Source organism: Bartonella raoultii, from assembly GCF_019659805.1.
In the GTDB taxonomy this organism is placed as follows: domain Bacteria; phylum Pseudomonadota; class Alphaproteobacteria; order Rhizobiales; family Rhizobiaceae; genus Bartonella; species Bartonella raoultii.
In genome coordinates, this window is sequence record NZ_JAIFRO010000014.1 from 1 (window position 1) to 12,894 (window position 12,894).

6 protein-coding genes and 1 pseudogene are annotated in these 12,894 nt (G+C 36.9%); 6 read left to right on the top strand and 1 reads right to left on the bottom strand.

Annotation, left to right across the window (positions count from 1 at the left end):
- Positions 1–23 precede the first annotated feature (23 nt).
- Positions 24–479 (bottom strand): annotated as a pseudogene (locus K3248_RS08335) (lambda exonuclease family protein); the annotation flags it as partial.
- 178 nt (positions 480–657) lie between these two features.
- Between K3248_RS08335 and K3248_RS08340 the strand changes: the two are divergent.
- The 6 genes from K3248_RS08340 (at position 658) to K3248_RS08365 (ending at position 12,620) form a co-directional block, all read left to right on the top strand.
- Entirely contained in the window at positions 658–1,824 is a 1,167-nt protein-coding gene (locus tag K3248_RS08340; RefSeq protein ID WP_220717878.1) for a tyrosine-type recombinase/integrase, read from the top strand.
- 209 nt (positions 1,825–2,033) lie between these two features.
- Positions 2,034–2,234 carry a helix-turn-helix transcriptional regulator gene (locus tag K3248_RS08345; protein ID WP_139413266.1) on the top strand — a complete coding sequence of 67 codons (201 nt, stop codon included), beginning with the start codon at positions 2,034–2,036 and terminating at the stop codon, positions 2,232–2,234.
- Positions 2,235–2,333: 99 nt separating this feature from the next.
- Positions 2,334–3,227, top strand: a complete 894-nt coding sequence (locus K3248_RS08350; protein WP_220716910.1) for a DUF7146 domain-containing protein — start codon at positions 2,334–2,336, stop codon at positions 3,225–3,227.
- On the top strand, positions 3,224–4,804 hold the full coding sequence (locus tag K3248_RS08355) for a YfjI family protein (RefSeq protein WP_220716909.1): 1,581 nt from the start codon (positions 3,224–3,226) through the stop codon (positions 4,802–4,804). The genes K3248_RS08350 and K3248_RS08355 overlap by 4 nt, the downstream gene beginning before the upstream one ends.
- Before the next feature lie 567 nt (positions 4,805–5,371).
- Entirely contained in the window at positions 5,372–10,357 is a 4,986-nt protein-coding gene (locus K3248_RS08360) for a DEAD/DEAH box helicase (protein ID WP_220717879.1), read from the top strand.
- Positions 10,358–11,852: 1,495 nt separating this feature from the next.
- Positions 11,853–12,620 (top strand): nucleotidyltransferase family protein, encoded by a 768-nt coding sequence (locus tag K3248_RS08365; RefSeq protein ID WP_220717880.1) that lies wholly within the window; start codon positions 11,853–11,855, stop codon positions 12,618–12,620.
- Positions 12,621–12,894: the final 274 nt, after the last annotated feature.

A 12,894-nucleotide genomic window follows, 5' to 3' on the forward strand; every position in this document is an offset into this window, starting at 1 on the left:
GAGGAGAAAGCGCCCCCATAACATCAAGCAGCTTGTGTCAAGATTTGTTTCATATCTTGCTCTATTTCCTCCAAGAACATCTGAACCGCTTGATTGATCTGTTTAATTTGTTCTTCATCACGATTGATACGTTTGATTTTCATGCGCAAATGAGATGATCTGCCTACAAAATGCGGATCAAAGCTAATGAAATGACACCACTTGCGTCCCGTACAAGCCATTTGGAATTGCATTTGTGCGATATATTCAGACTTAATATTACCATCCATAAAAAAGCGCAGATGGTGAACTGATTGTGGGCATTTGACCTCAACTAAACCATCCTCACCAACAAAGCCATCAGGGCTAGCACCAGCCATTCCTATTGTCGGATGTTGTATGAAACCACATCTTGTAACATTTGTGTCATAAATGAATTCATATTCTTTTAGAGCCTCCTCTTCATGGTCAATGCCCCATTGCATAGCGGACGTTATATAAGTACAAGGTATTGATTTATAATGATAATCTAGCGTTATTCATATTGAATAAGAGTCCCGAATAACGTAACATTCTCTCATTTCAAATCTGTTTATCTTGCATCAATTAAAATCACTCATTTGCACATCACAAGCGGGATGAGTGTGTGGATTAAATTTGTATAAGAAAGGACTAAAAATGGCTCTTATGAACCGTCTTAATGCAAGATCTGTCGCAACATTGGGGGCTGGCAAATATAATGATGGTGCCGGCTTGCTTCTTCATAAGCGTAAAGATGGAGGTGCTCAATGGATTTATCGTTATACCATTCATGGGCGCCGCCGCGAAATGGGCTTGGGGGCTTTAAGAGATGTCTCTTTAAAACAAGCCCGTGAATTGGCAACGGGGTGGCGTTCTGTTTTACGTGAAGGGCGTGACCCCATTAAAGAACGTGAAAAACAAAAACGTGAAGCAATAAGCAATCTCCATTATCTAAAAGATATTGCTTTAGAGACTTTTGAAACTCGTAAAGCTGAATTAAAAGGGGATGGTCAAAATGGAAGTTGGTTTTTACCATTACGCCTTTATATTCTCCCTAAATTAGGCTGTTTGCCCGTTTCTGAGATTACACAAACAGAAATACGCAATACGCTTGTCCCTATTTGGCATACAAAAGCTGATACAGCTCGTAAAGCACTAAACCGTCTTAATCTTTGTCTCAAACATGCGGCTGCTCTGGGATTGAATGTTGACTTACAGGCAACAGAAAAAGCACGCGCGCTCTTAGGTAAACAACTCCATAAAGCACAAAACTTTCCAGCAATGAATTGGAGAGAGGTTCCTGCTTTTTATAAAACACTTTGTGAAGCATCAACCCTAACACAACTGGCTTTGCGGCTGCTTATTCTGACAGGTGTTCGTACAAATCCTATACGCCATATTCATAAAGATCAAGTTGAGGGGGATATATGGACTATCCCTGCTGAGAATATGAAAGGAAGGCGTGATGCTACAACAGAATTTCGCGTGCCCTTATCAACAGAGGCATTAAACATTTTGAAACAAGCGCGCTTGCTTTCTCGTAATGATTTCTTCTTTTCTGCAACTGGTCGGGGTCCCCTTGCTGCTAAGTGTATGGCTACGTATATGAGAGACAATAAACGTGATGCCTGCCCGCATGGATTTCGCTCTAGTTTACGCGATTGGCTTGCTGAAACAACCGATGCCCCCTATGAGGTCGCTGAAACCATTCTAGCTCATACGGTCGGCGGTAAAGTAGAGCGTGCCTATCGTCGGACTGATTATTTAGAACAGCGCCGTGTCTATATGGATAAATGGGCGGCTTATGTCACCGGTCAATCTTAAGATATGGGGTGTAATACCCCATAATCTGTGGATAACTTGCTCTCTCTCTTCTCTCATTTCCTTTCAATAATTCTCATAAATTATCACATGAGAAAATGGATAATAAAACACTGTTTTCTATGATTAAAATACCTTCAAAAAACAACCAAAATGTGCTTAATAAATAGGCATGATTTGTTCTCATTTTTTTACTCTTGAAAGGATTTATAATGATAGAAAACGATATTCTTTTAACTGACCGTGAAAGTGCAAAATTACTTCATATGAGTGTTTCAACATTCCGCCGTCATGTGACCAATGGCTCTCTCCCAAAGCCTTTAAAATTTGGTTTCTTATCGCGTTGGTTACAATCAGATCTTTTGAATGTAATAGAGCAAGCAAAACAGCAACGTTATAACGACGTCGCATAAAAGAAAACCTTGTCACGTAAGGACAGACAAGGCTTTCCATTTTCACTCAAAGAATGAATAGAAAAATCCGTTCTGTGACGCAAGTAACAGGACAATAATATGTTTTATGAAAATTCTCAGGGCATCACAAATGCCTTGCGTGGGGTTTGGCATGGGCATTATGGAAGTGCCCGTTGTCCAGCCCATGATGATCAATTGCCTAGCTTATCTCTTTCTAATGGACATGATGGGCGTCTCTTACTCACTTGTTATGCTGGCTGCTCTTTTAAAGAGATCATACAAGCGCTTAGAAGAATTGGCTTGCTTGGGAAACAAGCCTTTTTTGATAAAGCTTATGATCATAGGCTCTCTTTCTCAAAACAGTTTTCTGCTGATCTCAAAGAAACAAAACAGAAAGCAGAGAGAGCAAGAGAGATTTGGCAACAAGGTCAACCAATAAAAGATACTTTAGCAGAAATCTATTTACGTATGCGGGGGATTACTTGTGAATTGCCTGCTGATTTACGTTTTCACGACAAATGTCCACACCCATTAGGGATAACACTGCCCGCGTTGGTTGCTCTTGTTAAGGGAGCTGGCTCTTTTGCCATTCATAGAACCTTTTTACAAACCAATGGCTGCAAAACAGATCAGAAACCAGCAAAAGCCATGTTGGGTTCTGTCATGGGTGGTGCTGTGCATTTAAGCCAAGACAATCCAAAACATCTTGTCATTTGTGAAGGCATTGAAACCGGTCTCTCTCTGCTGTCTGGTTTGTTATCAGAGCCCGTGAATGTATGGGCGTCTCTTTCGACTAGTGGCATGATGCGTATGAATTTACCCCTGATAAAAGCACGTCTGACAATCGCAATGGACGGCGATGATGCGGGTCGTAAAGCAGGTTTTACCCTTGCAAAGCGTGCTTATAGCCAAGGCTTTGAGGTCTTTATCATGCAAGCTCCAAAAGGAATGGACTTTAATAATGTATTACTTTCTCAAAAGAGGGAACTATGAAAGAGTGTAATTTACAAAACAACAATGAAAATACCCCCGTCAATGATAACGATAATGCTTGTTTAAAAGCCATTCCTTATGAACAAGCCTTGCAACAAAATGGTTGGGGGGAATTAAAACCCATTGCTACGGCTCTTTTACCTGTCGAACCTTTTAATCCATTACAGCTCCCAATCCCATTCATGGACTATATTTATGACGTTTCAGAGCGTCAACAAGCCCCTCTCGATTTTATTGCTGTCTCTGCTTTATGTGGCTTGGCTGCTGTCATTGGCAATGGCGTGCGGGTTGCTCCAAAACAATATGATGATTGGACAATTGTTCCTAATCTTTGGGGCGCTCTTATTGGTCAATCATCAACATATAAAACACCAGCCATGAAAGCCGCTTTAGCGCCTATCACGTGCCTTCAAAAGCAATGGTATAAAGAGTGGTTAAAACAGAAAGAAAAACAAGAAATTGAAAAGAGATTAGAGAGTTTAGACAAACGAGAAAAAGAAAGACAAGCCAATAAAGCGCTTAAAAAAGGAGAGTGTGAAACAGCCCGTGCTCTGTTGTTTGAAACGCTCTCTAAAGACAGTGCTCATGATGATGAGGTCTCTCGTTTTATCGTCAATGATGTCACGGTTGAAAAGCTTGGGGAATTGTTAAAAGAAAACCCTCGTGGTCTTTTGATGGTTCGTGATGAATTATCTGGTTTTTTAACCAATCTAGAGAGAAAGGAATATCAAACAGACCGTTCTTTCTATTTAACAGCTTTCAATGGAGATGATCAATTTACCTATGACCGTATAGAGCGTGGAACCATTTTTATTCCCCATGTAACTTTATCAATGATTGGAGGCATTCAACCTTCACGAATTATTCCTATCATTCAAGCAATACACCGTGGAATAAACGATGACGGTTTATTACAACGGTTTCAAATGCTGGTGTGGCCCGATGAAAATCAAGAGTGGCAATTGGTTGATAGACCGCCCAATCAAGAGGGCTGGCAAAAGTATGAAAGCGTTTTTCGTTCTTTTCGTGATAAACGGCTAGGTTCTCCAGAACAGCCCATTACCATGCGTTTTATACCAAAAGCACAAGAGAAATTTTATGAATGGCTAGAAAATCTTCATAGAGAGGCAAAAAGTGGTTGTTTCTCTGAAAGCTTACAATCACATCTTTTGAAAATGCCTAAGACCATAGCAAGCCTTGCGTTGATTTTTGAACTTCTTGATAGTGGTGGTTTTGAAATTGGTCTCTATGCCATCACAACAGCATTGCGTTGGGAAAAATATCTGATAAGTCACGCAAAACGTCTTTATACGGCTGGGGATACATTAACAGCAGAGCGTGCAAAATTGATTGTTGAACGCTGTGATTGTTTGCCCGATGTTTTTACTTTACGTGATATTCATCAAAGAAGTTGGACGCATTTAAAAGACAATAGAGCCGTTAAGCAAGCTTTAGAGCTTTTATGTCGTTGTAACTATATTCGCGAAATCTCTGGAGACAATAACTCCAAAAGCGGTCGACCTACTATACGCTATGAATGGCATCCTTTAGTGAAAAGTGATAAGATATCACAATAGGCAATCTGAAAATCTTATAAAACACTAAACTTTATAACCTTTATTTGTGTCATGAACCTTCAAAGTCTTTTTATCTCTTAATTTCGAGGATTTTGAAGATTTTGAGGGTTCCTTTTACGCCCCCTTATATATTTTTTTCAATCAAAAAAAATAAAAGTTATTATATTTCAATATGTTATTATTTTAATAATACAACCTATATCGACAAGATAACCCTAAATTCAACCCATAGTATATTTTTGAAGGTATTTTGAGGGTTTGAGAAACCTTCAAAACCTCTCTATAAAATTTGTAATAAAACCTATCAAAATACTCATTCTGATGTTTTTAAACACGTATTGCATTTGTCTTGATTAACACGTCAAACGATAAGCAAATTTCACTTCTTTGCTCATCTGGCTTGCGTCATAGGCTGTGGATAAAGTGCCTTTAAAACCCCTTTTGAAAAAATTATCCGCTTTTTCTGCATTTTTTTCTCATTTCGTTCAAAATGGATTTAATAAACCTCATTTTGATTCTTTTGAAAAGAATTAACCCTCTCATCTCAAAATGGAGCTCTGTTGTAATATGCTGCAATCTATTAAGCCTGATCATGAACACGTCTCTTTACGCTCTCTCTTAGAATTCTACCGTCAACAAGCAAAATCACCCCGTGAATTGGGAACGCTGTTTGAAAACCTTGTGAAGGCTTATTTATCTGAAGACCCTTTACAAAAGCAGGAATACGAAAAGGTTCAGACTTATTCGGAATGGGCTAAGGAACATGATGAAGATGGGCGTGATATCGGTATTGATCTGGTCGCTACAATCCGTGATGAGGGAGGTTATGCGGCTATTCAATGTAAATGCTATGATGCTTCTCACATCATTAAAAAAGAAGATATTAATAGCTTTATTGCTGCTTCTGGCAAAAAGATCTTCACGCGTCGCATTCTGGTTGATAGTACTGAGAGCAATTGGAGTGATAATGCTAACAACACGTGTGATGGACAAGAAGTTCGTATTCAACAGATTAATCTGTTTGATTTAGAAAACAGTCAAATTGATTGGGGGGCTTATAAAGAAAGAGGACAAGCCGTCCTTAAAGAACAACCGAAAAAAAAACTTTTAGATCATCAGATAGAAGCGCTTGAGAAAGTTTGTGAAGGTTTGCAAGAAGCAGACCGTGGCAAGCTTATTATGGCATGTGGTACAGGGAAGACCTTTACTAGTCTTAAGATAGCAGAAACCATAGCAGGAAAAGGCAAGCGTGTGTTGTTTCTGGTACCCTCCCTTGCTTTGATGTCACAAACAATTCGTGAATGGACCATTGATACAGAAATCCCCTTGCGTTCCTTTGCCGTGTGTTCGGATACACAAGTGGGCAAGCGTCGTAAAGGGAAACATGATGATGAATCTGGTCTTGATGCCTCTGATCTTGTCTTACCGGCGACAACGGATGCTGAAGAGCTTGCACGTAAAGCTAATAAAACCTCTCTTGATGTGATGACCGTGGTCTTTTCGACCTATCATTCCATTCAAGTGATTTCCGATGCGCAAAAGGAATATGATTTACCCGAATTTGATTTGATCATTTGTGATGAAGCACACCGTACAACTGGGGTTGTATTAGGAACAGACAAGCATGAATCTGAATTTATCAAGGTTCATGATAACAGCATCATTCAAGGCAAAAAACGCCTCTACATGACAGCAACCCCTAAGATCTTTGCTGATAGTGCCAAAAAGCAAGCCCATGAGATGAATGGTATTCTGGCGTCTATGGATGATGAAGCACTCTATGGGAAAGAGCTTTACACCTACACATTCTCTAAAGCCGTGAAGAATGAACTCTTAGTTCCTTATAAGATTATTGTCTTAGGTGTTAATGAAGAGGAAGTGAGTGAATCCATTCAACATCTGATGACCGATGAGAATTATGAACTTACCCTTGATGATAAAACCAAGATCATAGGCTGTTATCAAGCCTTGAGTAAAATAGATCTGAAGGTTGATTTAAGTGATGACCCCAATCCCATGCGGCGGGCTTTGGCTTTTTGTAAAGACATAAAAACGTCTGAACGTATCCGTGATACATTCAACTCTCAAGAGATACAGAAAGAATTGTATGGTATTCATAAGCTCTATAAAGAGAGCCCGCCTCTTCAATGTAGCTTTGCCCATATTGATGGAACACAAAGTGCCAAGAAACGCAATGAAGCCCTTGATTGGTTAAAGGAAGATGCGGGGGAAAACACTTGCCGTGTGCTCACCAATGTACGCTGTCTTTCTGAAGGTGTTGATGTTCCTGCTCTTGATGCCATTATGTTTTTACACCCGCGTAAAAGCCAAGTGGATGTGATACAAGCGGTGGGGCGTATCATGCGCCGTGCCAAAGGCAAGAAGAGAGGCTATATCATTTTACCCGTTGGGGTACCGGCTGGGATTTCTGCTGAAGAGGCTTTAAAATACAACAAGAGATACAGTGTTGTTTGGCAAGTGATCAATGCTTTGCTTTCCCATGATGAGAACTTTGAGGTAACCCTTAACCAGATGATTTTAGGTCAAGACGTTAGTCATACTTTAGAGATTGTAGCCTTAAAGAGTATGACGACGGTTGAAGATAAAATCCATGTTTATGAGAAACCAGAAAGCGCGGGGCTTGATATTGGAAAAGCAGCCTATGAACCACAAAAATACATTCATAGCGTAACAGGAAGATTACCCTTTTATAAAGAATTTCCTAATGCCCTTAAAACCCTTTTGGCTAAGAAATTTACCCTTGCGGATTATTGGGGCATCTGGGCTGGTAATGTCGCTGAAATTGCACAAAACCATATTACACGCCTTCAAACCATTCTTTCCGATGAAAGCAGTGAAGCCTATCATGCTTTTGAGAGCTTTCATAAGGAATTACAAAACAACTTAAACAGTGATATCAAACAAGAGGAAGCGCTTGAGATGTTAGCTCAACATCTTGTGACGCGTCCCGTGTTTGAAGCCTTGTTTGATGGCAATGAATTTATCCAAAACAATGCTATTTCACAAGCGATGGAAAAGATTTTAGCTGAGTTGGATAAAACCAATATCAAGCAAGTCTCTAAAGAGTTACAAGAGTTTTATGACAGCGTAAAATTCCGTGCCTCTGGAATTACTTCCCCCCAAGCAAGACAGAACCTTATTATCAAGCTTTATGAAGACTTTTTTACCAAAGCATTTAAGAAAACCACGGATAGGCTTGGGATTGTCTATACCCCCGTTGAGGTTGTGGATTTTATCATTCACTCTGTTAATGATGTCTTACGCAATGAATTTGGAAAAAGCTTGGGGTCACGAGGTATTTCTATTCTTGACCCTTTCACTGGAACTGGAACCTTTATCACACGGTTGTTACAATCAAATCTTATAAAACCAGAGGATATGGAATATAAATTCCGTTATGATATCCATGCCAATGAGATTGTTCTTTTAGCCTATTACATAGCAGCCATTAACATTGAATCGACCTATCATAGTCTTGTGAAAGGAGATTATATACCGTTCAAGCATATTGGTTTAACTGATACGTTTCGTATGCTTGAAAAGAAAGACTTATTGCAAAAATTATTTAAAGCAAACAGCGAATATTTAGAACATCAGAAAAATCTAAATATCGAAGTTATCTTTGGAAATCCTCCTTATTCGGTAGGACAAAAAAGCGCTAATGATAATGCGAAAAATACTACTTATCCTCTATTAGATAAACGTATTGCTGAAACATATGCTGCTCAGTCAAAAGCAAGTCTTATACGAAATCTGTATGATAGTTATATTCGTGCTATTCGCTGGGCTAATGACCGTCTTAATAATGCTGGAATAATCGGTTTTGTTTCTGGTTCTGGTTACGTAGAAAAGTCGACAATGGACGGTTTACGAAAATCTTTGGCTAAAGAATTTACCAGTATTTATGTGCTTAATTTACGGGGGGATATTCGTAAAAATATGTTAAGCAATGGGGAAGCTCAAGAAGGAGAAAATATTTTTGGTAATGGTAGCATGACCGGCATTGCTGTGACGCTGTTTATCAAAAATCCTAATGCTTCTGGAGAATGTAAAATTTACTATCATGACATTGGTAATAATCTCACAACAAAAGAAAAACTTACGACTCTTGAGTATTTTGGTAGTGTTGGTGGCATTACACGGAGTGAACAGGGTTGGCAAATAATTACACCAGACAAACATGGGGATTGGATACATCAACGTGATGATAGTTTTAAAGAATTTTTAGCCATGGGTTATAAGAGTTATAAGAAAAAGCATAATAAAAAGCTCTTTGAAACGTTTTCATGTGGTATCGTAACAAGTCGTGATGCTTGGGCATACAATTCAAGTCGTAAAGCTCTCGCGAAGAATATGAGTAATATGATTACTTTCTATAATAGCGAAGTAGAACGTTTTAATATTGTATATCCCCATGCTGATCACAAGACACATACAAATGCTGTAAACGATTTTGTCAATTCTGATGCAAAAAAAATCAGTTGGAGTCTTAATCTTAAAAAACATTTAATGAGAAGAAAGGTTTTTGAATTTGAAAATACATGTTTTATGCAAAGCCTTTACCGTCCTTTTACACGTCAATGGCTTTATTATAATCGTATTTTTAATGAAGCAATTTCTCTAATGCATCGTATATTTCCTATAAAACAAACGATTAACAATAAGGTGATACAAGTTTCTGCTATAGGAGCAAGGAGTGGTTTTTCTGTACTTATGACTAAGGATTTACCTAATTTTCACGCAATAGATACAGGTCAATGCTTTCCAAGATATCTTTATGAGGAAATTGAATCTTTAAAAAATAAAGATGATAACCAGTCTCATCTATTTACGAACTCTACAGAAGAAAGCAAAAATAATGGTTTACAAAGGCGTGATGCCATTACGGATGAGGGTTTAGCTCATTTTAAAGCAACTTATCCTAATGAGAATATAACAAAAGATGATCTGTTTTATTATGTTTATGGATTATTACATTCGGAAGATTATCGTGCCCGTTATGCTGATAATTTATGCAAAGAATTGCCTCGTATCCCTTGTGTAAAAACTGCTGATGATTTTTGGAAGTTTGTTACAGCAGGGCGTGAATTGGGTCATTTACACGTAAATTATGAAAATGTGGAACCTTATCCAGTAACCTTTAAAAAAGGCAATCCTAAACAGACTGATATTCCTAATCCTAAAGAATTCTATTATGTTAAAGAAATGAAATTCGCAAAAATTAAGGATAGTAAGGAAAAGGATAAATCGACAGTTATTTATAACAGCAATATCACGATGACTGATATCCCTCTTGAAGCTTATGAGTATATTGTTAATGGCAAGCCTGCTCTTGAATGGGTTATGGGGCGTCAATGCGTTAAAACTGATAAAAAGAGTGGTATTGTGAATGATGCTAATCGCTATGCTGTTGAAACCGTTGGTAATCCTGCCTATCCATTAGAATTGTTTCAAAGGGTTATTACTGTAAGTTTAGAAACAATGAAGATTGTTAAGAACTTACCAAAATTAGAAATTAGAGAAACTAAATAAGCTTATAAAGCATGCTTATAATGGGCATACTAATAAGGGGTATAGAGTCTTATAACCATAATCTATACCTCTTTTGTAAGTTTATTAGATACAATCTTAAAAGGAGTATTTATATGCGTTATTCTAAGAAGAAATCTTTTGCACTTTTAAACACTGTTATTTGGATTGCTTTAAGATTTATAAGAAATCCCATCTTAAAGTGAATACGCTTCTTTTGGATTGCCTTTAAAAGATTATACCGTAATCTCAAATGATAGCTTTATAGCTTTCAAAAAAACCTCTTGAAAGAAAGTTATGTATCTTCATTTTCCTATAGGTTTTGAAGGTTCTTAACGCCTTCAAAATACCTTCAAAACATATTCTATTAGTTGAATTTACGAATATATTATTAATACAAGTTGTTTTTTTCAAAAATTAACTTATTGAAATATAACAACTTTTATTTTCTATTTAAAAAAAATATAATAGAGTAGTAAAGAAGAACGTTCAAAACTCATAATCATAATAGTCTTTATAGCATTTCTTATGATTATAAACTGTCTTTTGAAATACTCTAAAAGATCACATGCTTTTTAAAGACGTGTTTTAATCACTCACTAAAATCATTAAGTTTTGTCGGTTAAATTTACTGACACATAACTGACAAATATATATTACTAATTGTATTTAAGGTTATATTATAGATATAAGTTGTATCGTTAAACTGCTAACACATTGAAATATAATGCTTTTAATTTTCTCTTATTTTAAAAAAACACTATAGGGTCTAAAAAGAACTGACAAAAGTCTATTAAAAGGGATTTTGCTAATTTCTATAATGATCACTCTCTTTTAAAATGTTTTCATAACAGACTATAAATCGCAATTATCCTATTTATCCTTTCTCTTATGAAAATGAAAAATGATGCGGTGGTTATAAAGACAGCCCCTATAAAAGGCTGTTAAATTGCAAATGTATTATAAAAGAAATTAACAGAAATCTTAAAAACCATTTAGTAAAAAATATGATAGGTTATAAAACATAAAAATACGCATGATGAGAGCGTTTATAAATATTATAAAGTATATATTCAAAAAAGAACGTAATAGTTTTAAAAAGCCCATAATATAGCTGTAACAGCATATAATAAAAAAGAAGTGTTTTATAAGCATATGATAAATATTTACACACAATGCATTTAAAAAAACATAAAAAATATCAAAAAAGCGCATAAATTAATTGACAATAAATACGTATTTTGTTATGTAAATAATCAAGTGATCAAAACACTAAACATACAGTGGATAAACAACCAAAATTGTTTACTTCCTCTAAAGAATTCGATTATTACAACGCTTTGTGCTACAAGTGTATGTATTTATGTCGGGTGTGCTTATGCCATACAATACCCTTCGCGAGGGAAAAGCATAGCAACGGACTGTATGCCGTGTTTTGAACGCCCGGCGCCCTTATAGGCTGCCAATTCAAAACTTTTTAAAACATACAGGTTTAATTATGACAACTATCTCAAAAAACACCCCCGTTATCTCTAAAATTGCTAATAAAACTGTACCTGCTAACAAACAAGAGCCCGCAAAAAAATACGAGTTTATTAATGACGGTGACTATGTAGATGGTCATTTCTTAACGCGAATTAGAGCTTTAAGAGATTTTGATGATGTCAAAAAAGGTGACCTCGGGGGGTATATTGAAAGTGAAGATAACCTATCGCATGAGGGCAATTGCTGGGTGTATAATAAAGCCCGTGTCTTTCAAAATGCACGCGTCTTCGGAAATGCTAAAGTGAAAAGCTTTTTTGTAGACGTTTATGGCAATGCGCAAATTTATGGTAATGCTATTTTTGAAGGGATGACATTAAAAGACAATGCAAAGCTTTCTGGCAATGCACATGCTAGTAACGCCGTTGTAATTGAAGGCAATGCACAAATTTATGATAACGCCCGTGTCACTGATCATGCTCATATTTCGGATAATGCTGTCATTTGTGATGATGCTCATGTCGGTGGCAATGCGAAAATAAGTGGCTCTGCTTATATCTGTGATGAATCCCGTGTTTTCGATGATGCCGTTATTTGTGATGCTCTTATCTCTGGAAATTCTTATATACATAGCAATGCCTTTTTAGAAGCGAATGAAGATATCTGTGATAACGAATATCCTGAATTTGGTAGCGAAGATGATTATTATCGTGATGAATATTATGCTGATTTTGAAGGTTATTATGATGATAATGATAGCGAATATGAAAATGATGCTGCTTAAATAAAGCACGGGCGCGGCGGGGGCGCCTGCTTTTCTCAAATTTCCATTCCAAATTTTATCAACTCTTTATCACATTAGATTGTGAGGGTATCCTTATGTCTCAAAAATATAAGTTAACCAGTAAAATCAAAAAAATTAAACATGATATTACAAGAAAAACTATCATTCTTTATCGTATTAAAGCTTTAAAAGACTTTTCTGATGTTAAAGCTGGCGATTTAGGGGGCTTTATTGAAAAGGAAAGCAACCTTTCTCATAAGGGTAATTGCTGGGT

Excerpts from the sequence above, each read along its gene's own strand:
- K3248_RS08340 (WP_220717878.1), top strand. The coding sequence starts at position 658 with ATGGCTCTTATGAACCGTCTTAATGCAAGATCTGTCGCAACATTGGGG.
- K3248_RS08345 (WP_139413266.1), top strand. The coding sequence starts at position 2,034 with ATGATAGAAAACGATATTCTTTTAACTGACCGTGAAAGTGCAAAATTA.
- K3248_RS08350 (WP_220716910.1), top strand. The coding sequence starts at position 2,334 with ATGTTTTATGAAAATTCTCAGGGCATCACAAATGCCTTGCGTGGGGTT.
- K3248_RS08355 (WP_220716909.1), top strand. The coding sequence starts at position 3,224 with ATGAAAGAGTGTAATTTACAAAACAACAATGAAAATACCCCCGTCAAT.
- K3248_RS08360 (WP_220717879.1), top strand. The coding sequence starts at position 5,372 with ATGCTGCAATCTATTAAGCCTGATCATGAACACGTCTCTTTACGCTCT.
- K3248_RS08365 (WP_220717880.1), top strand. The coding sequence starts at position 11,853 with ATGACAACTATCTCAAAAAACACCCCCGTTATCTCTAAAATTGCTAAT.